This is a genomic window from Sandarakinorhabdus sp. (assembly GCF_040398665.1).
Classification (GTDB): Bacteria; Pseudomonadota; Alphaproteobacteria; order Sphingomonadales; family Sphingomonadaceae; genus Sandarakinorhabdus.
The window spans coordinates 389,451-411,834 of record NZ_JBBATQ010000002.1 but is presented as its reverse complement, the minus strand read 5'-3'; the positions used below and the strand labels follow the sequence as shown (position 1 = coordinate 411,834).

Below are 22,384 nucleotides of genomic sequence, written 5' to 3'. Positions count from 1 at the left end.
CCTCGACAAGCTTTTTCTTCTTGGCCAAGCTGCAAGCTTGGGGATTCGGGAGGAACGGGATGGTGCTCAAGGGCACATACATGGTGAGCGATGGACGCACCGCGCGCCAGATCTTCGACGAAGTGATGGCCAACCCAGCGCGTCGGAAGTTCGGTTTCGGCAGCAAGATCGCTGTCATCAATGTTGATTTCCAGCGCGCCTACACCGACGTCGAAGCTTTTGCGACCGCCTACGAGACCGACCCGCGCCAGATCGACCATGTCAATAAAATCAGCGCATTGGCCCGCGCCAAAGACATGCCGGTCGTATGGACGCGCGTTGCATACAAGGCGGATGCCGGGGATGCCGGCATATGGGGAACGCGCACCAACACGCCCGACAGCTTGCAGAACATCAAATATGAGAGCGAACGCCATGCGTACGATCCGCGCGTGATCATTGGCCCGGACGATCTGCAGTACACCAAGCGCATGCCCAGTGCCTTTTTTGAGACGCAGTTGGCCAGTTATCTTGTCTGGCACAAGGTGGATACGGTTGTGATCACCGGCGGCTCCACATCGGGATGCGTACGGGCCACTGCGGTGGACGCCCTGTCCCACGGTTATCGAACCATCGTGCCGATCGAGACCTGCGCCGACAAGCATGAGAGCTATCATTTTGCCAATCTGACCGACCTGCAGCTGAAATATGCCGATGTGGAGCCGGTGCAGGTGGTCATCGACTGGCTGGAGGCAAGGCCGTGAGGAGATTGGCGTGATCGAAGGCGCCGGCGATCCCGGGCTCTATGACTGGCCCTCCCAGCACGCGCAGTTGACTTGGCCGGGCGGGAAGAGCGTGGCGGTGTGGGTGGCGCCGAACCTCGAATATTATGAGATCGACCCTCCGGCTCACCCGCGCCGCAAGGCCTGGGGGCGGCCGCACCCGGATGTGGTCGGCTTTTCTCACCGCGATCACAGCAACCGTGTCTCGCACTGGCGGATGGCCGATGTGATGACCAAGCATGGCTTCCCGGGGTCTGTCTCCCTTTCCGTCGCGCTGTGCCAGCATCATCCGGAGGTGGTGCAGGATGCAGCGGCGCGCGGTTGGGAGTTCTTCAGCCACGGCATCTACAATACCCGCTATGCCTATGACATGGCAGAGGAACAGGAGCGCGCCATCATAGAGGATTCGATCCGAACTGTACGCGCTTCCACCGGGCAGTCGATAAGGGGCTGGCTGGCGCCGGCGCTTACCCACACGCCACGCACACTTGATCTGATCGCCGAATATGGTCTCGACTATACCTGTGATCTCTATCACGATGACAAATTGGTACCGGTGAAGACGAAGACCGGTGATCTCGTTTCCATTCCCTATAGCCTGGAGGTGAACGATCATTACGGCTTTTTTGTCTACAACATGTCGGGCAGGGACTATGCCGAAACACTGATCCGTCAGTACGAGCGGCTGGCCGCCGAACCCGGCAGCGTGATGTGCATACCCCTCCATGCCTATCTGATCGGCCAGCCACACCGCATCGGGCCGTTCGAACAGGCCCTGAAGCACATCGCTGCCGATGGCCGAGCGTGGATCGCCACGGCAGGAGAGATCGTGGATGCGTGGAAGGCCGGGAGGACGCTGCCATGAGCCTTGATCCTGCCTATCTCGAATATCCCAGGCGCCGCCAAGGCTATGACCATGATCTTTATGCCTGGTCGGCGCTGCACCAGCGACCGCCGCTGAAATGGCCGCATGGAAGCGTGGCTGTGTGGGTGTGCGTCAGCCTGGAGTGGTTCCCGATAATTCCCAGCGACACGCCGTTTCGCGCACCGGGCCATATGCAGACCGCCTATCCGGATTTTCGCCATTATACGGCGCGCGACTATGGCAACCGGGTCGGCGTGGGGCGGATGCTGGACGCGCTGGGCGCGGCCGGCGCACCAGCGAGTTTTGCCACCAATGCCGCCGTGGCGGAGCGCTATCCCGAACTGCTTGGCGCCGTGCAGGCCGGTGGCCACGAGGTGATTGCCCATTCGACCGACATGAACGGCACGATTGATTCCAGCCTTTCGGTGGAGGCCGAACGCACGCTGATAACGGAAGCGCGTGACCGACTCGCGGCGTGTGGCGTGCAGCCCGACGGCTGGCTCTCCATCGCGCGCAGCCAGAGCTTCAACACGCCCGATCTGCTGGTCGAGGCCGGCTACCGATATGCATGCGACTGGGTGAATGATGAACTGCCCTATCGCTTCCGCAACGGCCTCATCAACATGCCGCTGAACCATGAATTGTCGGATCGGCAGATCATCGCCGTGCAGCAGCAATCGGCCGACGGTTGGGCGCAGAGCCAAGAAGACGCCTTCGACTGGCTGGCCGCAGAAGCCGCAGCCAGTGGGGGCGCGCGGATGCTGCCCATCCATGTCACGCCTTACATCATGGGCCTGCCATACCGGATTGCGGCGTTTGAACGGCTGTTGGCCCGTTTGGCGGCAAGGCCTGAATGCTGGTTTGCGTGCGCGGGCCGGATTGTTGATGCCTTCGTCGGGCAGGAAATCAAATGAAGGTTCGCAACCCCCGAACCGGCGAGGAGGATTGCGAGATCGCACCCGCCAGCACGGAAGAGGTGCAGGCCGTTGCGGCTCGTCTGCGCGCCAATCAACCGGCCTGGGCCGCATTGGGGCCGGTTGGCCGTGCCGAGGTGCTTGAATGTTTTGCGCAGGCCGTGGAACGGCATTCCCCGGCCATCACCGCCGCGCTGACCATCGATACCGGCCGTCATGCCGTGTCCCGCATCGAGATCGAAGGCCTGCCGCGCACGATCCGGCGATGGGCTGCCCGTGGCCAAGCGTTGATGACAGGACTGGACGAAGGCGAAACCCCCAGCGCGGTGCCTGGCATCGTGCTGAAAGGCCGCCACATTGCCTATCCGTTGTTTGGGGCGATTTCGCCCTGGAACTTTCCGGTGGTGCTGAGCCATATCGATGCCATCCCGGCGTTGATGGCCGGCTGTGCAGCGCTGGTGAAACCATCGGAGGTGACACCGCGATTTTTGGCGCCAATGCAGGCAGCGTTGGCCGAGGTGCCGCAACTTGCCGCCGTCTTCGCCTATGTGCTGGGCGGGGCAGAGACGGGGCAAGCGTTGATTGGTGCCGTGGATTATGTCTGTTTCACCGGATCGACCGCAACGGGGCGCAAGGTAGCGGAAGCTGCAGCGCGGGCGCTGATCCCGGCCAATCTCGAATTGGGCGGCAAGGACCCGATGATCATATTGCCCGGTGCCGACCCGGTGGCCGCTGCCAGGCTGGCCTTGCGGGCAAGCGTGGTTGCAACGGGGCAGGCCTGCCAGTCCATCGAGCGTGTTTATGTCCCGCGCGGGATCGCCGAACCCTTCTTGACCGAACTGGTGACGCGGGCGTCCGAAGTGCGCCCCAATTGGCCGGATATCGATGTGGGCGAGCTGGGCCCGTTCATTCTTGCCGAACAGGCCGGAAAGGTGGCGGCGCAGATCGACAATGCGGTTGCCCGAGGAGCACGGGTGCTGGCCGGTGGCAAACCCGAACGTCTGGGCGGTGGTTGGTACATGCAGCCAACTGTGCTGGTTGACGTGACGGCGGACATGGCCGTGCTGTCGGACGAAACCTTCGGGCCGGTTGTGCCAGTGACAATCTATGACAGCGTCGACGAAGCGGTGGCTCAGGCCAACGACAGTGTCTATGGCCTGTCTGCTGCCGTGGTAGGGCCGCGCCAGGAGGCCGAAGCCGTGGCGGCACGGCTGGAGGCGGGTGCGATTTCGATAAATGATGGCGCACTCACCTCGATGGTTTGGGACGCGACCAACAGTTCACAGAAATTCTCTGGCCTGGGCCCGAGCCGGATGGGTGATGAAGGGCTGTTGCGCTTCTTCCGAAAACAGGCGCTGATCATCCAGACGGGGCAACCGCTGCCTTTGGCGGCCTATGGGGAGCGGGGCTGATGGGCAATCGCGCTGAACTGGCTGCCGCGATGCCGGCAATGCTGCTTCATGAGGGTCATTGGCAGGGCTGGTACCGCCATTTCTCCGCTGATGGGGCGTTGCTCGATGCTCACAGGGTGAAAACCTGGTGCGAAATGCCCGATGATGGCCCGTTCCATTATGTTCAGCACAATTGGCTGGCGTGGGACGATGGCCGTAATGCCACCTATGAATTCGGTGGCACGTTGGTGGGAGATCGTCTGCATTGGGAAACGGATCGGTTTTCCGGCCATGGCTGGCAAACATCAGAGGATGTTCTGATGCTGCGGCTTGATCGACGCGACGTGGCCGATGCCTATTATGTTGAAATGATCGCGCTGGCCGCTGACCGCTTGACCCGGGCCCGCACCTGGCAATGGTTCCAGGATGGGCGGCCATGGAAATGGACCCTGTGCAACGAGGAACGTCCATGATGCTGGGGTTCCTTGCGCTGATGGCGGCAACGGCGCCGGCCGAGGCCTGCAACGCCCCGGTGATCATGATCGTTTCCGGGCCGACGCACGACCGGGCGCGCATGCTGGCCTATGGCAAGGTGATTGCCGACAGTGGCCTATATCAGAAGCTCGGCGGTTACTATGTCAATCTGGCTTTTCCGCAGGCGATTTTCGAAGGTCGGGCTCCGCAAGGCTATGTCAACCTGGTGGTACGCTTTCCTTGCATGGCCAATGCAAGAGCCTTCTGGTTTTCAAAGGAATATCAACAAAAAATCAAGCCGTTACGGCTGAACCCGTCTGCGGGGGATTATATCGTCACCGTCTATCCCGAAGCGCCCTTGCGGGCTGACATGGTGGGCAAGGTGGGCGACAATGCGTATCAGGTGCCGTTCGGGGCGGATGGCATCCAACAGATGGAAGGGGTGAAACCATGAGCGTGGAACTGCAACATCCTATGAATCCGCACAAGACGGCCGACGAGGCCGCGCGCGGACGCTTTGTTTCGGGCATGCGGAGCCTGATCCTGAATGATCTGGCGGCCGACCTGAAGGTGGCTTATGACCGTCGCGCCGTTCCGGCTTGGCAACGCAGCCACGGCGCCCCACCGCAGTCCAGCGCCGAGGCGCACAAGGCGCTGCGCGGCGATCCTGCCTTCAATATCTATTCGGCCATGCGGGTGCAGGCGCAGAAGATGGTATGGGCCAGCGTGGCCGAAAGCGTGGAGCGCGAGGCCGATCGGCTGGGCGCGGCGGCACGGGCAGCGGGCGGCAGGGTGGCGCTCAATCCGACGCTGGACGTGCCGAAGAATGTCGGCGCCATCGAAGTGCACTTGATGCCCGGCAGCTATACGCGCGGCGGTGACAGTCTGGAGGCTGGTGCCGTCTATGATCGCGGCCTGGCAGTGTTCTCCATGGGGCTCATGGGCACCAACCTCGATGATATCGGCCTGTCGATGAGCTGCTATATCCGGTTGAAATATCCGGATTTCGCGCCGCAGAGCATATTGGATACCGGTACCACGATCGGCCACAACACGCTGCCATGGAAGCTGACCTATCCGGATGCCGAAGTGATCGCCATCGATGCGGCGCCGGGCGTGCTGGTTTATGGCGCGGCGCGGGCAGCCATGCAGGGGCAGGATGTGCAGTTCGTGCAGATGTGTGCGGACAAGCTGGATTATCCCGATGCCAGCTTTGATCTGGTGTGGTCTTCGATGTTCCTGCACGAATTGTCGAAGAAGCAGCGCGCAGCCGCCTTGGCTGAGGCCTATCGCGTGCTCAAGCCCGGCGGGCTGATGCTGCACATGGAATTGCCGCCCAACGCCGAGATGAGCGCATTCGACGGCTTCTATCTCGACTGGGACAGTTGGTATAACGAAGAGCCATATTACAAGGGCTTCCGTGATGAGAAGCCGCCTGAACTATGCGCAGCGGCAGGGTTTGCGCCGACCGATTATTTTCAGTTCGTGGTGCCCAGCATCGGCATTTATGGCGAACAGGCCATTGCCGATCTGATCGCCAGCGAGGCCGCGGAGGCGGTTGGCCAGGCGACGACAGGCCGGCTGGCCGAAGGGGTGATGTGGTTCGGTTTCGGGGCGTGGAAGAAATGAGCGAGACGCCGCGACCAGACGATACGCCGCCCGGCCTGTACGACGAGACCGGCAATGCGCGCTTCTTTGCCGAACCGGCAATGGACCGCTTTGTTGCGGTGGTCATGAACATGGCCCAGGAAATGTGGGTGCAGGAAGAGCGCCTGTTGGCACTGGAAGAAGCAGAAGGCTCGGCGCCGGTGGACCGGGAGGCCAAGCTGAAAGCCTTCATCGACCGATTGTTCGCGCCGATCCGCGGGGCCTAGACGCCGGCTCTCACCGGGTTGAAGCCCATCAGATCTTGATTGGCCATCGGCACCGCGGCAGGCACCAGCGTGTCGGGGTCCATGGCTTGCGTCATCTCGCCCTGGCGGCGTGACATCGTCTGCATGGTTTCGCACCTTCCGTGGCGGGCAGCTTCATAACGGGCCAGCGCTGTTGCGATATCGGGTTCAAGCGCCAGGCTGCGGGCCAGCGCCCAGCCATCCTCGATCGCCATGGCGGCACCCATGCCGAGGAACGGCAGCATGGCATGCGCAGCGTCTCCAAGAAGGGTGACGCGGCCTTCGCTCCAGCGCGGCAGTGGCGTGCGGTCATAGAGGCCCCACTTGATGACAGCGTGCGCCTGCGAGATCAGGCCTGTTGCGTCAGGGTGCCAAGCGGGGAACGCGGCGCCAACTTCGGCAATGCTTGATGGCAGTGACCAGCCTTCCGGCACTTCCTCACCGGTTTCGGCAAGGCCGGCGCAGTTCACCACCTTGCCACCCTGCATTGTGTAGCGGTTGAACGTGCGCTTTGGTCCGATGAAGATCGCGCTGCGCCCCTGGCCCATGAAGGGTGCGGCCAAGGCGGCGGGCACGAGAAAGCGAAAGGCGACATGGCCCGTGAACCGCGGCGCATCGCCAGGGTGCAGCAGGGCGCGCACCGCCGATCGAATGCCATCAGCGCCGACGAGCAACCTGCCAGTGGCGCTGCTGCCATCCGCAAAATGGGCGGTGACACTGACGTGGTCCTGTTCAAGACCGGTCAGGCGTTTGCCGGTATGAACCTGTATGGAAAGGCGTGCGGCGTGTGCCAGCATGACCGCCTGCAGATCGCCGCGATAGATGTGACGCACGATGTCGGTTGCGCCATCATCGGGGGTGCCGTCGCCGGCGTCGGGGGTGCCCATCAGCAGACGCGCAGTCTTGTAGTGAAGGAACGGCAGGCTGCCGGCGGGGCAGGCGAAGGCGGCCACGTCCGCTTGCAGGCCAAGATCGCGGAACACATGCTGCGCGCCGCGACCCAGCGTGAGACCGGCACCGGTTTCCGTCAAAGCACTGGCCGCCTCGTAAACGGCAACGGGCAGCCCGGCGCGGGCCAGCGATATGGCGGTGACAAGACCACCCAGACCCGCGCCAATGATCAGGATCATCTTGAGAGTTCAAGCAGCTCGTAGCGGTTCATCATGTAACCGTCGATGCTGCCATACACCAATATGCAATCATCATCGGCGGTAACCCAGATGTCGTAATCAGGGTGAGTCTTGCCGCCCATGCCATCCGTGCTGTCATCCACGAAGCGGAAATGCCGGCATTTGAAGGTTCCGGCGGCGACAGTCTTTTCCGCCTCGCCGACATACTCCAGGTTGATCTTCACCTCGGCGATCAACGGTGGCGTGGCGCCGCGATGATCGGGGGAAGGCAGGAAGACGCGCATGAGGCGGCGGTGCGGGCCTCTGCTCACGTCCATGGCACGGGTGAGATAGCCGTCGCCGACGACCGGGTGTGTGCCGAACGCGTCGAAGGGGCCTTCCGTCGGGCGGCTCTGCGAGATGCGGCCCAGTGACGGGCTTTCGCTTTCGCATTCGACGCGGCCGGTCGCCGGATCATGGCGCATCCAGCCACTGCCCAGATAGGCATCGCCGATGGTGAGGTGCACATGCAGGTTGAGTGGCATCATGCCCGGACCAAGGTGATAGATCACATCGCGCAGAACGGTGGGATCAGGTTCCTCGATCTCGCAACTGGCACGCAAGATCACGCTGCCATCTTCATGGTGCGTGAAACGGAAACTCTCCCGCCCGCGTTCCTGGCCCTCCTTGCCCGGCTTCATGCTAGTATAGCGGATGGTGCCGGCGACCGTGCGGTGTTTCATATCAAGTCGGCCTTTGCGAGTTTTTCGATGACATCGCGTTGCATCTTCAGAAACAGGTCACGGTCGGGCACATGTGGCTTGCCGTCTGCAGCCAGCATCAGGTTGCCGGCCTGAAAATTGTCCGCCGCAGCCGCATAGGCCGGGGCGAACAGACCGGGGCGCTGCCGGGCGAGACTGTTGATCATGGCTGGCTGGCGGCGCTGTTCGCGGTTGTGGGCGATGTCGATTTCGGCAAATGCGGTGAAGGTCTCGCCGTTGCCGGACTGGGCGAGCAGTTTCCCGCTGGGCGCCACGATCTGGCTGTTTCCATCCGCGCTCATCAGGGGCAGCGCCGATCCGGCGATGCCCGCAGTGTTGGCAGATACCACGTAGGCCGCGTTTTCAAATGCCCGGGCGCGCTTGGCGATATCCTTGGCGGTGGCCAGCGGCGAGCCGATTTCGGAACTGGAGTGCACGAAGACCTCGGCACCCTTGAAGGCGAGGCAGCGGGCGATTTCGGGATAGAGGATCTCTTCAGACGCAATGGCTGCCAATCGGCCAATTTCGGTGTCGGCAACGGGAAACAGCGCATCGGCACCATAGGCATCGATATAGCGATCGAACACATCGTGAGGGGAGGGCGCAAACATCGAGATCAGCCGGCGGTAGCGCAGCACAACATTGCCCGACGGCGCAACGATGAAGCTTGTCTGGAAATAGAAATCGGGGAAAGCCGCGTCCGTCTCGTAGGCGTTGCCAGCGATGAACATTGCCAGCCGATGCGCGATGCCGCCCAGCGCCGTGTATTCAGGGCCATTGGCCACGAACCCGGCGCGTGCCGCGAAATCAGCTATGGTGACGCGGCCGGGATAGGAGGTGAAGAGATATTCCGGCAACACCGCCAGTTTCACCGGCGAGCCGCCATATTGTTCGATGAAGATGCGCGCAGAGCGGATCTTGCCTTCCAGCGCGGTGATCTGTGCCATGATCTGGTCGCGCGGATTGGCAGAGGCCTCGACGCTTTGCGCCGTCAATTGCATGGCGACGGCGGTATAGGGCATCACAGACCGAGAACTCCGGGGTTCATGAGATTGTTCGGGTCAAGTTGCGTTTTGATCGCGCGCAAGAGCGCCCAGGCCGCCGGATCGTGGCTGGCTGCGAGGGGATAAGCGCGGGCGATCTGGAGATGGATGGCGCCCAGTGATTGGAAGGCGGCGACAATTGCGCCGCGCAGTTCGTGCACCAGCGCACTGGCGTCTGCATTTGGTGGAAAGCCCTTCATCCGGGCGAGATGCCCGGCTTCCACGGCGTGGCGGTGCAGCGGGTTCAGCGCTTCCGGCCAGAAGAACACCGGCTCGATCAGACAGGCCTGCGGGGAAACCGCAGCCAGCATGGCACCGGCTTCGACGCCCAGCCGCGCCATGTCCTCGGCGCGGGCCGCATAGATCGCCTGGACCATATTCCAGCCTTCGACCAGCTTCGAATGCGGCAGGAAACCGTGGACTGGCACCCAGCGCTCGCCATTGGGCCCAATCATCGAATTGACTGGCGGAAACGGATTGGCACGCAGGATCTTCGGGATGCTGTTCTCCACCGTCTTTCCGCCGGCCGCCTCGACGATCCGGGCGATTTCGGTCATGTCGCCCTCGGCTTCCCTTTCGCTGCGCCGTTCGGAGATGCAGTGCAGCGAGAAGGGCACATCGTCGAGGAACGAGCGCCCTGCCAGAGCGACCTTGGCGCCTTCCTTGAGGCCCTTGAGCAGGGACCCTTGGGTCTTCATCATGGAAAGCAGGCTTTTCGCATCGCTGGCAAGGCTCTCGCGCTTCAGGCGCTGGCTTTGCAGAAAGGGATCGAAACCGAAGTTCTCGGCCGCCAGACCATCGCGGGCGATGCCGGCCATGGCGGTGAGTATCTGCTGCGCATTGTCGAAAGCGAAGCTGCCATAGGCAAAGCGGCCTTCGCGCACCAGCCGCAGTGTGACGCGTGCCTTAACCCCGAACGCCCCGCAATCGGCGGCAAAGAGCCCCGTGATATCAGGACCGTAGGGACGGAAGAAGGCGCTTCCGGTGGAAACAATACGACCATCGGCAAGTACGACATCGAAGCTGAGCGCCGAATCCACAACCGTGCCGGCGTTGGCGCCCCAGAATACGCCGTTCTGGCTCATGCCGCCGCCCACGGTGGCATTGATCCCGCTCAATGTGCCCCAGCAGCGGACGCGGTAACCCTTTGGGCTCAGGTAACGCCGCAGTTGATCCCAGGTGACACCGGCTTCCACCGTCACCGTCATGTCCGTTTCATTGAGCGCGATGATCCGGCACAGCGCGCCGGTATCGACCAGAATGAAGTGTGGGGTGGGGGAAAGATAACCGCCAGTATAGCTCATGCCGCCGCCACGCGGCACGATGGCGATGCCTTTCGCGGTGGCAGCAGCGATACCGGCGCTCAACTGCTCGACGCTTTCGGGGCGGAACACGGCCAGGGGTTGCGGCCCGGCGGCATACACATCATGACTGTAGAGCGACAGGCTGTCGGCATCGGTCAGCAGTGTTGCTGTTGGCACCGCGCCATCGAGCACGCTGCCCATGGTGGTGGTGCTCATGGCGTCACGTCCTGCGCGGTGAAGACCGGGTAGCGGCCCAACGTCAGCAGCAACAGCGCGCCCGACACGAACAGGAAGATCGCCGCCATCAGCATCTGATCATAGCTGCCGCTGACATCGCGGATGCGGCCATAGGCGACGGGCGAGATCGCCGAGAAGATGCCGAACGGCATGTAGAGCATGCCGTAAATCTTGCCATAATGAGCCATGCCGAAATAGCGGCTGGCGAGATAGGCGATCAGATCGGATTCCGCGCCGGCGGCAAAGCCGAGCAGGAAGGCCGATGCCCACACCATGGCTTCAGACGTGCTGTTGCCCATCAGCCAGTAACAGGCCAGCGCCGGAATGGTGAGGATGGGCAGACAAACGAAGGGTGCCCAGATTCGATCGAGCAGCCAACCGGTAACGAGGCGGCCCGCCAGAAGCGCAATACCGATCATGCCCATGACCCCGGCGCCATCGGCCGCCGTCAGGCCGTGTTGCTTGATGATTTCCGGCATGTGGATGTGCGCGCCGCCATAGGCGAGGGCGACGAGCGCGATGGAAATCCATATCGTCCAGAAGCGGCGATCCTTGGCGGCCTCGGCAAAAGTCACCCCCACCAGGCCGCCGCCGGCTGTGATTTCGGGCGGGATTTCGCTGGTACGCGGTTCACGGAACCAGGCCAGTCCAATGGGCAAGGATATAAGCAGTGGGAACAGCGCAATGACCGGATACAGGCCGCGCCAGCCGTAGGTGCCGATGGCCCACACCGCCACTTTGGGCACGATCAATGCAGCAAGGCTGGTGCCGACCAGCAATATGCCCAGTGCAAGGCCGCGGCTGCGATAGAACCACATGTTGATCGCCCGGCTCCAGGTGACGGGCGTGGAACCCATGCCGACGAGGCCGATCAGGAACCACATGCCGAACCACGCATAGAGCGAGCCGGGGATGAGCCCGATGGCAGCAAACACCAGCGCAAAGGCGAGGGTGGAGGCCAGTGCGATGGTGCGCACGCCGAAGCGGTCTGCCGCCGCGCCAATAACCGGGGCAAGCAGGCCGGCGGTGATTCCAAACGCGGTGACGCCACCCGAAATGATGGCAAAACTCCAACCGAATTCCTCGTGCAGCGGTCCCAGCACGAACCCGATGGTATTGAATGGCAGCGGTGAGGCCCCACACATCACGCCCAACAGTCCAGCCACCAGTACTTTCCAGCCGGACTTGAACTCGTTGCGGTTCACACTCATGCCAGCGCTCCCCCGGTGATCTCTTCAAGCTGGAACAGCCCGTCCATGTAGCCTTCGACGCGACCCTTCACATAGAGATAATCGCCATCGGCACTGATCCACATCGTGTAGGGCGGGTGATTGTTGGTCATGCCGACAAAACTGAGCCGATGGCAATCGAAGCGGCCCGCAGGCACCTCCACGAATTCGCGCGCTTCATAGGCAAGGCCGGAGGTGGACGTGACCAGCATCGGGCCGGTAGCGCCGAAATGGTGCAGGCTGTGCAGCAGACTGGGGCCCCAGAAATGGCTGTGGCCCGGTCCCTTTTCAAATGGAAAGCTTGCCGCCAGCCAGCCATCTCCAACCAGGGCATGAATGCCGAAACCACGCATCGGCCGGCTGATAGGCTTGCGTTGCGACAGGCGACCTTCGGCCAGGGTGGCGGTTTCCGCTTCCGCCTCACCGTCGGTGAAGCGGAACCAGCCGCTGCCCGTCGGACGACCACCATTGAGGATCCGGACATGCGCTTCCGTTGGCTGGAACGCGGCATCGACGGATAATGTCGTGAAGCGCGTCACATCCTCATTGCCGTGACGCATCTCGCACTGGACCATCAAAGTGCGGCCGCCGTCGCCATCCCGCGTGAGGGTGAAATCTTCCGTGCCCCAAAGCGCGAGGCTGGTGGCGCTGCGATAAGCGATGCGCCCCGTTCGACGGGGCAGGGGTCGAAATTCAGCGGGCATGGACAAATTCCGTGAGATTACCGTCGGGATCTGCCACGGCAAACAGGTCCACTGTGCCCAGGCCCTTGATCGGTACGGCGCTGGCTTGCTGCACCGGCGTCACCCCGGCTGCGGAAATGGCCGCCTGATAGCCGGCAAGATCGCGCACCGTGTAGCGAACGGAGAGAATGCCGAGATTGGGCGCGCGGGCGTATTGGCCCTGGGGAATGCCACTGAACTGCGTGATCTGCATCATTTCAACCCGGCCGGTTTCGCCCGGAGTTGGACTGAGCGCTGCCGCAGCGCGCAGTGCCTTGAGCGTGTAATTCAGCGGGATGCCGAAGTTGGAGGGTTCCGGCACGGCGCCGATGGCGTTGGTACCATCGCCATCGAAGACGATGTCAAAGCCGAGTTTGCGATTGTAGAAATCACGGGCGGCGGCGCGGTCATTCACCATGCGCATGGAATTGAAGGCCTGGCTTATGCGGCCCAACTGGAAGGATTTGAACGGAGGCGAAAAGCGCTGGTAAACGGCGATATTGATGCCATGCGGGCCAGTGAGAACGACATTGGCCAGTTTCGAGCCAAGGAAATCGAAGCGGATGGGGGGGCTTTCCGCCCACCAGCCGAGCTTGATGGCAGCATCGAACAGGCCATCAATATCGTCGGAGCGGACCATGATCGAATAGATGCCACCCGGATCCCAGGCCCGGGCCGCCAGCCGGATCGGGCGCTGTGCAACCCCCTTGAACGTGATGAAACGCAGACAGCCGGTCGAAACACCGGGCGCGCACCACAAGGTGAACCGACCCGATGCGGTGGCCGGCAATTGCCAATAGGCAATTTCCGCCGGCAAGAGCCTGCCGGCCGCCACTTCGCGCCACCCGCCGGCGCTCTTCAGCAGGCGGGTGAACGGAATCGGATCGGTGACGCTGATCACGGCTTCTTGCCACGGGGCAACGCCATGATCGGCCGCCGCACCAGCCAGCGCGGAGCTGGCCGATGCGGCGGTGATCAGGGCAGCAATCGTGCCGATATTTGCCATCAGAAGTTATGGCGGGCGCGAATGGTCCAGGTACGCGGCGGGTTCAGGTAGCTGTGGTTGGCCAGGCTGGATTCCACGGCTTCCTCATCGAAGCAGTTGCGGCATTCCACCAGCACCTGCCAGCCATCGGCATGTTTCAGCATGAGCGAGGCGTTGGCGATCCAACGTGCCTGGCTGAACGAGCCACGGATGAAATCACCGTTGTAGGCCGCGTTGGCGGGATAGCGCGTGCCGCCGGCGCTGGTGAAAGGCTGGTTGAACAGGCTTACCGCGCTGGTGCCAACTTCGCTGGACGAACGCCAGTTGACGTTGGCCGACGGGATGATCGACACCTTGTCGCTGGCCTTCACTTCATAAGTGGCGCCCATGCTCATCGTCCAGGCTGGTGTGCGCACCGGGGTGGCGATGCTCCCATCCGGCGCGACGATGCCGACGCCACAGGCGCCGGCGACTTCGGCCGTGGCGCCCAGTGCGACACGACCGGCCGCCAATTGCTGGCGACAGCTGATCTGCTGCGCGGCGACCGACTGGAAATTATATTCATCCAGGGTCGGTGCGTTCGCCGGCAGCGCATAACGATCATCCTGATAACCCAGCGAGCCGAACAGGGTGAGCGCCTCGGTTGGCCGGGCGCTGAACTCGGCTTCGATGCCCTTGTTCAGATAATCGGCGAAGTTGCGGGTAAGGAACGCGACCGAGCCATTGGGTCGGACGAAGGCCGATGGCGTTTGCAGGCCTGCGACATCGATGATGAAGGCGGTCATGTTGAAGCGCAACCGCTTGCCGAACAGATCGGCCTTGAAGCCGGTTTCATAGCTCCAGGCCTTTTCGGGGCCGAAGGGCAACAGTTCTGATGCGGCAGTGCCGCGCGCGTTCCAGCCGCCGGACTTGAACCCGTTGGTCGCGCTGGCGAACAGCAGGATGTCATTCGACGCCTTCCACGACATGGCAAAGCGCGGGGTCCACAGCTGCACCTTTTGCGCGCGCGGGATTGCCACGCCGTTTGGTGCGCTCAGGTTGATGCTGTCGATGCAGCCCGCTTCGATTGTGCCGTCGTTGCAGCTGGCACGATTGTCTCGCACGCCGAAGGTCTTTTCCTCGTCGGTGTAGCGGATGCCTGCGGTCAGGGTGACGGATTCGATCGGGTGTACATCGACCTGGCCATAGCCGGCCCAGGCTTCGGTGGTGTTGCGCAAGGTACGATCGGCCAGGACCAGTGGGAAGCCCACCGGGCCTGCACTGCCAATGTTGAACAGATCAGCAAAATCGGTGTTGTTGGTTTCCTTGAAGTAATAGAGGCCTGTGACGAGATCGATCAGGCCGTCGGCCAGCGATCCCGACAATTTCACTTCCTGGGTGAACTGGCGATGGCTGCCATCATTGGCAATCACGAAGCCGCCCGGCGTGAAGCTGCGCACTGGCGGCGTGGGACTGGAAAGCGACGGCAGCGACGTGCCATCGGCGAAATCGAGCGCGAATTTCTGGCTGAGATCAAGCCAACCGGTAATGACGTTGAGGTTGATTTTCTCCGAAAGCGCCACACCGAAATTGGAGGTCAGCAGCGTCATTCGCGCCTTGTTGTAGTTGCCGAAATCATCCTTGGGGCCAACGAAGCGGCCGCCGAAATCATTGCTGCGGCGCAGGCCCGTGGTGGCAAAACGACCATCACACTGGGCCGGATTGGCCGGATTGCAATCGAAGTTCAACACGTTGGTTGCGTCGGCAAAGGTGTGGGTGATGCTGCCGTTCCAGGTGATGCTGTCGGATAGCTTGGCACGGGCGCCAAGGCGCAGACCCCAGCCATTGTTGTTGTTCAGCCGCTCATTGGTCACGGTGTTGCGCACCCAGCCATCATCTTCCTGCCAATAGCCCGACAATTTCAAGCCGAAATTCCCGCTCACCGGCAGATCGACTCCGGCTCGGACCAGCTTTTGGTCATAAGCGCCAAAGCCGGCCTCGACATAGCCGCCGGTCGTGTCGCCCGGTTCACGCATGACCACCGAGATGGCACCGCCGGTGGTATTGCGGCCAAACAGCGTGCCCTGCGGGCCGCGCAGCACTTCTACGCGTTCCACGTCGAAAAGATTGAAATTGTTGGCATTCTGCCGGCTGATATAGATGTCGTCGATATAGGTCCCCACGGGCGGGTCGAAGGTGGCAACCGATTCGGTGTTGCCCAGGCCCCGCAGATAATAGGCATTTGCGGTGCCAAGGCCGGTGTTGTTGAGGCCAACCAGATTGGGGACGAATTGGGTGAGATCAAGCGCGTTGACCACGCCACGGGCCTGCAGCGCTTCTGCGGAAAAGGCGGTGATTGCGATCGGCACGTCCTGCGCGCGCTCGCGGCGACGCTGAGCCGTGACCACGATATCCTCGATGATGCCGGTATTTTCCACCACAGCGGCTGCCGTGGTTGCCTGGGCCAACGCCGGAACGGCATCCAAGGTGAGCAGCGCGGTCGCAAGCGCGAGCTGGCTGATGGCGATCGTCCGTAGCTTCATGTTCCCCTAACCTCCAAAAAGCCGTCCGCCTGGCGGGCGGGTCATTGATCCTGGTGCGGCCCTGCAACTCTCCCAACAGCATGGCCGGCTGCATGTCCTACAGCCTGCGCAAGAGTTGTCCGGACATATCTGGGCTTGTCAAGCTGCGTACAGCGATTTGTCCGGACAATTGACGCGCGGCTGCGCGGCCGGCATGACGAATCTCCGGTGACTGTGGCGGCGCTGCCGCGAACGCATTTTCGAGGGGGCGCAGAATGAGCGACCTGATCTATCCCAGCCTGGTCTATGTGCATCTTCTGCTGTTCGTGATGTGGCTTGGAGCCGATGTCGGTGTCTTCCTGCTTGGCCAGCATTTCCGCCTGCGCCGGGATTACTCGCTCGATCAGAGGCTTGCCCTTCTGAAGCTGCTTGTGCTTGTGGACATGACCCCGCGCACCGCCTGGGCGTTGATGGTGCCGCTGTCCCTCACCGTGTCCTTTGCCGGCGGCTGGTGGGATGTCCCGATGGCGATCGTCGCCCTTGGCTGGCTGATAGGCGGGATATGGTTGTGGCTGGTATGGGACGCCCATTGGCATGATCAAACCACGCGCGCGGCGCGAAACCGACGCATCGAAGGCTGGATACGCTGGGTTCTGGCCGCATTCTACATCGTGTTGGGTGTCGAATCGCTGTTGACCGGCCACCCCATCGCGCCCTTGTGGCTGGCGTGGAAGGCGTTGCTGTTCGGGCTGATCTTTGTTGCGGCCATCATGATTGATTTCAGTTTCAAGCCGGTGGGGCCGCAGTTGCTGAAGCTGATCAGCGAAGGCTCCAGCGATGCCACCGAAATCCCGTTGCGCGCCACAATGGACAAAACGCGCCGATGGGTAACGCTCACTTATGCCCTGCTGGTGGCCACCAGCTGGCTGGGGGTCGTGAAGCCCTTTGCCTGAACCTGAGTTCCGCCACCGGCCGGCGTTGCGCAGCGGCCACAGGCGCGCCATGATTTGTCCGGACAGATTTTCAAATGGCAGAATTTGTATGGACAAATTGTCTCGGGCCATGATTGTTTCGGCCGTGTGAGCGGCTGCGAGGGGGCTGCAGGGGAGAGACGATGATGATGCATGCAATCCGGGGCCTGTTGCTCGCTGCCACCTTGATGACTCCTGCGGCGGTACTGGCGCAAACTTCTGCTCCCGATGCTGCGGACGGGGTGGAAGAAATTACCGTGACCGCGCGCAAGATCGAGGAGAAACTGTCCTCGGCGCCAATTTCCGTGAGCGCGATTTCAGACAAGAGCATCGCCAATCTCGGCCTCAACAGCATCAACGATTTCGCCCAGCAGGCTTCGGGCATCAGTTTCAGCCAGGCATTCGGCCGTTCATCGGACCGGCCGGTCATTCGTGGCCAGTCCAACGTGCTGGCCAACGTGCAATTCGGCGTCGAAACCGGTGCGGCCTATTTTGTGGACGGCGTTTACTGGCAGGGTGACCTGCAGAGTTTCGATCCTGAGCAGTTGGCGCGGGTGGAAATCGTCAAGGGGCCACAATCCGCGCTCTATGGCCGCAACACCTATGCAGGTGCGATCAACTTCGTCACCAAGGATCCAACCAGCGAATGGTCGGGCAACATCCGCGCGTCGGCGGCGGAATATGGCGAGTATATCGCATCCGGCTCGCTTTCCGGCCCGATCATCGGGGACAGGCTGACGTTCCGCGTGGGCGGCCGCGTTCAGGAGTATGGCGGGCAGTTTACCAACCAGTTGACTGGTCGCAAGGTTGGCGATGAAAGCACGCGCGTGGGTTACGCAATGATCCTCGCCAAGCCCAACGATGATCTGCGCATCCGCTTGCGCGGTGAGTATTCCGAACAGAATGATGGCCCGTTGGCGCTGTTCCTGCAGGGTTCGGCCGACAACAATTGTTCGCCGGGGTTCCGTTCCAACTTCAACCGTCAAGCCGGGGTGCCGTTCTTCGGGAATATCCCTGCCACGCTGGGCGCCACGCCCGGCGCGCAGAATCAGAACCAGTATTTCTGCGGGCCCATTCAGGCGCAGCCGAACAATGTGCGACTGCACACCGATCCGGTGCAGACGCCGTTCGGCGTGCGCGACGGCACCGCCTTTGACGGGGTCCAGAACAAGCAGTTCAACGCGCAGGCGGTGATTGATTGGGATGTGGCGGGGTCGGGCTGGGTGGTCTCGTCGATGACCGGATACCGTGATCTGCTCAACCGCTTCGGCACCGACAGCGATCACAGCGATGCCTTCTTCTTCCTGGCACCCGGCCCGGTCCCGGCTGCCACCGTTGAGCCGGCCTTTGCCAACACCAATCGCAAGAATTTCAAGGATTACAGCCAGGAAGTCCGCATTTCCTCTCCGCAGGACAAGGCGGTGCGCGTGATGGTCGGCGGCTATTACTACAAGCAGACGTTCAATTCGCGCGACATCACCTTCACGTCCGGCCAGGACGGTGAACCGCTCGGCACCAATCTCAGCAGCTATGCCACCATCGAAAACCGGGCGATCTTCGGCCTGGCGGCGTGGGACATCACCGAACGTCTGACCGTGCAGGCCGAAGTGCGCTATCAGGAAGAAACAAAGACGCTGATCGATCGCGCCAGCGCCGCCAGCATCTTCTGCGCCGGTGAACAGGGGAGCGCCGCCCAGTTCGGCTTTGCCGGCACCTGCGTGGCGCAAGGCAAGTGGACGGGCACTGATCCGCGCATCACGGTGAATTACACCACGCCGGGCGGCACACTGCTTTATGCCGTCTATGGCCAGGGCCGCAAACCGGGCGGCTTCAACGGCACCGGCGGTTTGCTGGTCGGCAACCCGACCTACCAAGAAGAACTGGTCAAGGGCGGCGAAGTCGGCGTGAAATGGACGTCCCCTGATCGCAAGCTGCGGGTGACGGCGGCGGCCTATCTCAACGAATTGTCGGCCGTGCAGCTGACCAACGCCATCCCGTCCACCGGCGCCATCAATTCGATCGTCGTCAACACCGGCGATGCCCGCACCAAGGGCTTCGAACTGGAACTGGTGGCGGCGCCGCATCCCGACATCACGGCGTCGGTCAACGCGTCCTATGTCGATGCCCGCTTCACCAATGGCTGCGATGCGGATTTCTTCCAGCTGAATTCGGGAGGTCTGCGGGTCAATTTCGATACCCGCAACCCGCCTGCCGCCGCGCTGCCGCTGTGCGACATCACCGGCAAGCGTCTGCCATTGGGTTCAAGCGTGCAGGTCAACGGCTCGCTGAACTGGGAACCGGCATTGTCCGAAACGGTACGGCTGACGACGAACGTCAATTTCAGCTATGAAGACAAGAAGTTCATTCAAACCGACAATTTCGCCTATGTGCCGGAAGCCTTCATCGTCAACGCCCGTATCGGCGTGCGCTTCAAGGGCATCCAGATTGCTGGTTTCGTGCGCAACCTGACCGACGAAGACGCGCCGCCGCTGGCCACGCGCTGGTTCGATTTCCGCTATGGCGCCACTGGCCGCAACTTGCCGCCGGCCGCCAGCGTTACCTTCAACGGCCAGCCGACGGCGATCGAAACCGGTGGTCCGCGCGCGTTCTTCACGGCGCTGCGCCGTGGCCGCACCTTCGGTCTGGAAACCGTCATGCGCTTCTGAGGTGCAATACGCGTTCCGGCGCAGACAAAAGCGGTCTTTGCAGGAATCGACGGTTGCGAACACGAATAAGGGGCGCCGGCATGGCTGCCGGCGCCCCTTGGCGTGATCAGCCGTTGATCAATGTTGTGGGGCAGGTGCCTTGGCGGGCTTCTTCGCGTCCAGCCACTTCCTGAACACGGTCCAACTGGTCTCGTTCGGCCGATTGTCGTCGATGGCCGGGGGCGCGACATAAGCGGGATAACTGGCGGCAATCTCGGTTTTCAACACAGCGGGCAGATCGTCATAGCTTTTCAGCTTGCTCCCCATGGCGTTGAACACCAATTGCCCCTGGCGGCCGCGCATCTTCATCCATGGCAGAAAATCCGAAATCCGCACCCAACTCACCGTGGGATAGGCGGTGGCATTCTTCGTGTCCAGCATCTCGTTGGCATCAAAGGCAAAATCAAAGATCTCCATGGCGTGATACTTGCCGCCCACCCAATCCTGATACTCGCCCTGCAGCGGGTTGTTGTAAAACAAGGGTGCCTCGAAGGGCATGAAGAACCAGCGGCCTTCACGGCGCAGGGTGGGGATGGAATAGGGCATGCCGCTGGCCGACTTGGCGAACTGCGGCTGCTGGTTCACCGGGTCATTGGCGATGTGCAACACATCAACGCTGTCATTGGTCCAGGGGTTGGTCCACGTGCGGACCACTTCACCGGTTTTTGGATCGAGATAGAGCAGGATTTCGCGTGAAACGAGGCGCCAGCCTTTGCCACGCGCGGGATCTTCGACGGCGGTGCAGGTGCGAATGTTCATGCCTTCGGCCTTGAACAACAGCCGATCAGGCTCGCCGGCGACCCGGCTGTAGATCTTGCCGGTCCAATGATAGACCGCAGGCTTGCCATCAGCTTCGCCACACTGGACCCGCTTGCTGACTTCCAGCGCGTCTTCGGCCACCGCCGGATCAAGCAGACGGGTCTTGGTTTTGCCCTGGGCCAGGGCCTGGCCGGCGAAGAGCGCAGTGATGGCCGTGGCGCAAATCGCCGCAGTCCGGGCACGTGACGTCATGTTCCATCTCCCCAGCAAAGCCCAATTTGCGACCGTGCGGGCTTATCACTTGACAATAGAGTTGTCCGGACAAATTGTGAAGCCGTATTCGCTGGCCGCCTGCGCGATTCAGGCGGGGCGCTTACGGCACAAAGGGACCGATTCCGTCATCATGTTGACCGCGCAAAGCCTGTTGTTCGTGCCGGGCCACCGGCCGGACCGCTTTGGCAAGGCTGCTGCAGCCGGGGCTGGTCTGACAGTGATCGATCTGGAGGATGCCGTGCCGGCCGCAGACAAGCCGGCGGCGCGGGCGGCGGCGCTGGCCCAGTTTGCCGTATCTGGGGCGGCACTGCCCGCCTGGGGCCTGCGGATCAATGCCGTGACGACGGCTGCAGGCATTGCCGATCTTGCCGTGCTGGGTGAAGCCGCTGTGCTGCCACCGGTGCTGCTGGTCCCGATGGTGGAAAGCCCGCTGGAGCTGAAGATTGTTGCCAATGCACTGGGCGCGCGCTGCCCGGGCCTGGTGCCGCTCATCGAAACACCGGCCGGACTGCGCGCCGCGCACCGGATTGGCCAGGCGCCAGGCGTGGTCGCGCTGATGTTCGGCGGCGGCGATTTTTCGGCCGAACTGGGCGTGGCGCTGGCGTGGGAACCGCTGCTCGCCGCGCGCAGCCAGTTGGTGATGGCAGCAGCTGAAGCCAGGGTGCCGGCCATCGACGTGCCGTTCATCATGCTGGATGATCAGGACGGTTTGGCCGATGAGGCGCGCCGCGCCCGCCAACTGGGTTTTGCCGCCAAGGCTGCAATTCATCCGGCCCAGTTGCCGGCCATCCATCGGGCGTTCCAGCCGACCGACGCCGAAGTGGCGGAGGCACAGGAGGCCATGGCCGCCTATGCGGCCGGCGGCGGACAGGCCATTCGTTTCAAGGGGCGGATGCTCGAAGCGCCCTTCGTCCGCCGCTATCAGGCGGTGCTAGAAGCCAGGAACAGGAAGCCACATGCGTGATGGAGTGAGAGAAGTTGCCCCGGGCCGCTTCCGCGAGGTGTTTGGCCGCGCGTTCGAGGATTTTGTGGTGGGTCATATCTATGAGCATCGCCCCGGCCGCACGATCACCGATGCCGACAACGTGTGGTTCACGCTGCTGACCATGAACACCCACCCGGCGCATTTCGACTATGAATTCGCCAAGAAGACCGAATTCGGCAAGCCGCTGGTGGCCTCGCCGCTGACCGTGGCGCTCATGGTGGGGATGAGCGTTTCCGACATCAGCCAGAAGGCAGTGGCCAATCTGGGTTGGGACAATATCCGGCTGACCCACCCGTTGTTTTGCGGCGACACGCTTTATGCCGAGAGCGAGGTGTTGGAGAAGCGCGAATCGAGCAGCCGGCCGGAACAGGGGATCGTGACCGTCAAGACCATTGGCAGGAACCAGCACGGCGATGTGGTTTGCACGTTCAACCGCACCATGCTGGTGTGGAAGCGTGGCTTTGGCCCAGTCGACGATTGAATATGACTATTGAGGATTGACG

The 22,384-nt window shown here is 62.2% G+C and carries 21 protein-coding genes; 12 read left to right on the top strand and 9 right to left on the bottom strand.

Annotation, left to right across the window (positions count from 1 at the left end; translation table 11 throughout):
* Positions 1 to 59: 59 nt before the first annotated feature.
* The 8 genes from ABWP22_RS04800 (at position 60) to ABWP22_RS04765 (ending at position 6,279) form a co-directional block, all read left to right on the top strand.
* Positions 60 to 743, top strand: a complete 684-nt coding sequence (locus tag ABWP22_RS04800) for an isochorismatase family protein (protein WP_353198882.1) — start codon at positions 60 to 62, stop codon at positions 741 to 743.
* Positions 744 to 753: 10 nt separating this feature from the next.
* A complete protein-coding gene (locus tag ABWP22_RS04795) occupies positions 754 to 1,626 on the top strand; it encodes a polysaccharide deacetylase family protein (RefSeq protein ID WP_353198803.1) in 873 nt (290 codons plus the stop codon).
* Complete coding sequence (locus ABWP22_RS04790; RefSeq protein WP_353198802.1) at positions 1,623 to 2,540, top strand: polysaccharide deacetylase family protein; 918 nt, start codon at positions 1,623 to 1,625, stop codon at positions 2,538 to 2,540. The genes ABWP22_RS04795 and ABWP22_RS04790 overlap by 4 nt, the downstream gene beginning before the upstream one ends.
* Complete coding sequence (locus tag ABWP22_RS04785; RefSeq protein ID WP_353198801.1) at positions 2,537 to 3,952, top strand: aldehyde dehydrogenase family protein; 1,416 nt, start codon at positions 2,537 to 2,539, stop codon at positions 3,950 to 3,952. Before ABWP22_RS04790 ends, ABWP22_RS04785 begins: the two co-directional genes overlap by 4 nt.
* Entirely contained in the window at positions 3,952 to 4,404 is a 453-nt protein-coding gene (locus ABWP22_RS04780; protein WP_353198800.1) for a hypothetical protein, read from the top strand. The genes ABWP22_RS04785 and ABWP22_RS04780 overlap by 1 nt, the downstream gene beginning before the upstream one ends.
* A gap of 65 nt (positions 4,405 to 4,469) precedes the next feature.
* Complete coding sequence (locus ABWP22_RS04775; protein ID WP_353198881.1) at positions 4,470 to 4,859, top strand: DUF1330 domain-containing protein; 390 nt, start codon at positions 4,470 to 4,472, stop codon at positions 4,857 to 4,859.
* Complete coding sequence (locus tag ABWP22_RS04770) at positions 4,856 to 6,034, top strand: class I SAM-dependent methyltransferase (RefSeq protein WP_353198799.1); 1,179 nt, start codon at positions 4,856 to 4,858, stop codon at positions 6,032 to 6,034. Before ABWP22_RS04775 ends, ABWP22_RS04770 begins: the two co-directional genes overlap by 4 nt.
* Positions 6,031 to 6,279 carry a hypothetical protein gene (locus tag ABWP22_RS04765; protein WP_353198798.1) on the top strand — a complete coding sequence of 83 codons (249 nt, stop codon included), beginning with the start codon at positions 6,031 to 6,033 and terminating at the stop codon, positions 6,277 to 6,279. Before ABWP22_RS04770 ends, ABWP22_RS04765 begins: the two co-directional genes overlap by 4 nt.
* Here the strand turns inward: ABWP22_RS04765 and ABWP22_RS04760 are convergent.
* Genes ABWP22_RS04760 through ABWP22_RS04725 form a run of 8 tightly spaced genes read right to left on the bottom strand, consistent with a single transcriptional unit; the run spans position 6,276 to position 16,209 of the window.
* A complete protein-coding gene (locus ABWP22_RS04760) occupies positions 6,276 to 7,427 on the bottom strand; it encodes an FAD-dependent monooxygenase (RefSeq protein ID WP_353198797.1) in 1,152 nt (383 codons plus the stop codon). The two genes, ABWP22_RS04765 and ABWP22_RS04760, sit on opposite strands and share 4 nt — an antisense overlap.
* On the bottom strand, positions 7,424 to 8,149 hold the full coding sequence (locus ABWP22_RS04755; protein WP_353198796.1) for a hypothetical protein: 726 nt from the start codon (positions 8,147 to 8,149) through the stop codon (positions 7,424 to 7,426). The genes ABWP22_RS04760 and ABWP22_RS04755 overlap by 4 nt, the downstream gene beginning before the upstream one ends.
* Positions 8,146 to 9,189: a nitrilase-related carbon-nitrogen hydrolase gene (locus ABWP22_RS04750; RefSeq protein ID WP_353198795.1), complete on the bottom strand. Its 1,044-nt coding sequence runs from the start codon at positions 9,187 to 9,189 to the stop codon at positions 8,146 to 8,148. The genes ABWP22_RS04755 and ABWP22_RS04750 overlap by 4 nt, the downstream gene beginning before the upstream one ends.
* Positions 9,189 to 10,730, bottom strand: coding sequence for an FAD-binding oxidoreductase (locus ABWP22_RS04745; protein WP_353198794.1), 1,542 nt, complete (start codon positions 10,728 to 10,730; stop codon positions 9,189 to 9,191). Before ABWP22_RS04745 ends, ABWP22_RS04750 begins: the two co-directional genes overlap by 1 nt.
* The gene (locus ABWP22_RS04740; RefSeq protein WP_353198793.1) at positions 10,727 to 11,962 is read right to left on the bottom strand and encodes an MFS transporter; all 1,236 of its coding nucleotides are present in this window, start codon (positions 11,960 to 11,962) and stop codon (positions 10,727 to 10,729) included. The genes ABWP22_RS04745 and ABWP22_RS04740 overlap by 4 nt, the downstream gene beginning before the upstream one ends.
* The gene (locus ABWP22_RS04735; RefSeq protein WP_353198792.1) at positions 11,959 to 12,684 is read right to left on the bottom strand and encodes a hypothetical protein; all 726 of its coding nucleotides are present in this window, start codon (positions 12,682 to 12,684) and stop codon (positions 11,959 to 11,961) included. The genes ABWP22_RS04740 and ABWP22_RS04735 overlap by 4 nt, the downstream gene beginning before the upstream one ends.
* Positions 12,674 to 13,708: a VOC family protein gene (locus ABWP22_RS04730; RefSeq protein WP_353198791.1), complete on the bottom strand. Its 1,035-nt coding sequence runs from the start codon at positions 13,706 to 13,708 to the stop codon at positions 12,674 to 12,676. Before ABWP22_RS04730 ends, ABWP22_RS04735 begins: the two co-directional genes overlap by 11 nt.
* Positions 13,708 to 16,209 (bottom strand): TonB-dependent receptor, encoded by a 2,502-nt coding sequence (locus ABWP22_RS04725; protein WP_353198790.1) that lies wholly within the window; start codon positions 16,207 to 16,209, stop codon positions 13,708 to 13,710. Before ABWP22_RS04725 ends, ABWP22_RS04730 begins: the two co-directional genes overlap by 1 nt.
* A 254-nt stretch (positions 16,210 to 16,463) precedes the next feature.
* Here ABWP22_RS04725 and ABWP22_RS04720 point away from each other — a divergent pair, with 254 nt between their 5' ends.
* Both ABWP22_RS04720 and ABWP22_RS04715 read left to right on the top strand, forming a co-directional pair.
* Positions 16,464 to 17,141, top strand: a complete 678-nt coding sequence (locus ABWP22_RS04720; protein ID WP_353198789.1) for a hypothetical protein — start codon at positions 16,464 to 16,466, stop codon at positions 17,139 to 17,141.
* A 161-nt stretch (positions 17,142 to 17,302) separates the two neighbouring features.
* Positions 17,303 to 19,825 (top strand): TonB-dependent receptor, encoded by a 2,523-nt coding sequence (locus tag ABWP22_RS04715; protein WP_353198788.1) that lies wholly within the window; start codon positions 17,303 to 17,305, stop codon positions 19,823 to 19,825.
* A gap of 117 nt (positions 19,826 to 19,942) precedes the next feature.
* Here the strand turns inward: ABWP22_RS04715 and ABWP22_RS04710 are convergent, their stop codons facing one another.
* Entirely contained in the window at positions 19,943 to 20,875 is a 933-nt protein-coding gene (locus ABWP22_RS04710; protein ID WP_353198787.1) for a DUF1838 family protein, read from the bottom strand.
* 151 nt (positions 20,876 to 21,026) lie between these two features.
* Here ABWP22_RS04710 and ABWP22_RS04705 point away from each other — a divergent pair, with 151 nt between their 5' ends.
* Together ABWP22_RS04705 and ABWP22_RS04700 are read left to right on the top strand one after the other, a co-directional pair.
* A complete protein-coding gene (locus ABWP22_RS04705; protein ID WP_353198786.1) occupies positions 21,027 to 21,860 on the top strand; it encodes an HpcH/HpaI aldolase/citrate lyase family protein in 834 nt (277 codons plus the stop codon).
* A 4-nt stretch (positions 21,861 to 21,864) separates the two neighbouring features.
* Complete coding sequence (locus ABWP22_RS04700; protein WP_353198785.1) at positions 21,865 to 22,362, top strand: MaoC family dehydratase; 498 nt, start codon at positions 21,865 to 21,867, stop codon at positions 22,360 to 22,362.
* Positions 22,363 to 22,384 lie beyond the last annotated feature (22 nt).